Source organism: Kitasatospora sp. NPDC059577, assembly GCF_042735475.1.
GTDB lineage: Bacteria > Actinomycetota > Actinomycetes > Streptomycetales > Streptomycetaceae > Kitasatospora.
In genome coordinates this window covers 227-1,659 of the sequence record NZ_JBHWBZ010000134.1, presented here as the reverse complement: position 1 = coordinate 1,659, position 1,433 = coordinate 227, and positions in this window count along the sequence as shown.

Here is a 1,433-nt window from a genome sequence, read left to right as displayed (position 1 = left end):
AAAATTTTTGGCGTTTTTATATTACCTCCCCGCCCCCCCCCCCGCCCCCGCCCCGCTTTGTGCCTCAAACCCCCGCGGGGGGCGCCCCCCCCCGCCCCGCCCCCCCCCACCCCTCCGGCAGCAGGCGGAGGGGAGGCGCGACTCTCCGACAGTCCCCCAACCGACCAAGAACGCCAGGGGTTGATACGGCCCCGCCCGTTCCGGCAGTCATCCCACACATGCAGTGGCAGCCCACAGACAGCCAGGATGAAGCGGCCCGCCATGAGCCCACGGCGGGCCGCTTCGCGCCCGCACGACCGTACCGGCGCCCGGAACTGACCGAGCAGCAGACCAACAGAGCCAACGGCGGCTCCAACAGCCGGCCGCCGCCTGGCCGACGGGGGGTCGGCCCGAGCACCGCCCGACCAGGCCGGGCAGACCCGTGCCGCACCCGCCCTGCCGACCGGGCCACTGCGCCGGCCGCCCGCAAGAGGAAAAAGATCCGGCCCGGTCCAACTCGCACGTCGCCCGGCCGAGTCCACCGGGCCGGCCTGCCGGACGGCGGCGCGTAAACGAGCCGGCCGACCGGAGACCGCTGCGTCCCGCCGAGAAGCACGCCCATGCCAGCACCCCAGGCCGCGAACGCGGTCGCCGTGCAGGGATCGAGCAGAGCCGACCGCCGCAAAGACGGCCCGGCCAGGCAGCCAGCCGGGAAGCCCGAAGCCACCACACAGAGCGCCCCGACCCACCCTGCGGCCGTCCCGACCGATACGCCCACATTGAGGCTGAGACCTTGTGGTGCCCGAGTACACCCGTGACCATCCAGCTCTGGTACCTCCGACAACCCGTCAGGACTGCCAGGACGCAGGGATCAGAGCACCCCAACCGAGGACGCGGCTTCCAGAGCGCTGAGAGGCAGTGGCAGGAGCCCGTCCGGGCAGTACCGATCTGCGAACTCCCGTGATCTGCGAACCCTTGCCCCGCCTGCGCAGGGGGCAGAGACGTACCCACGAACTGCTACTCGGTAGCGGAGGTCTGCGAAGGGACCGGGGCCATGACCCATGTCCGTACCCGGCCGAAGCACAAAGCCCGCTCATTCCCGGAGCCCGTGGAACGCCACGCCCAATCACCGGAAGGCCATACCCAGCACCCCGACCAGGCGACACCCCGTCCGACCACGGCGGAACACAGAACCGTGGCAGGACAAGGACAGCGGAACGACCGGAGACAAGGAATACACGCACCTCCGGCCACGCGAGAGTTCCGAACGACCGACAGCACCACCTGACGCCTGCCACCCCCATCCCCACGAAGACGACACCGAGGGCAACCGCTGATCCACATTCCCAAGGTCCTGCGGAGACAAGGAATACACGCACCTCCGGCCACGCGAGAGTTCCGAACGACCGACAGCACCACCTGACGCCTGCCACCCCCATCCCCACGAAGACGAC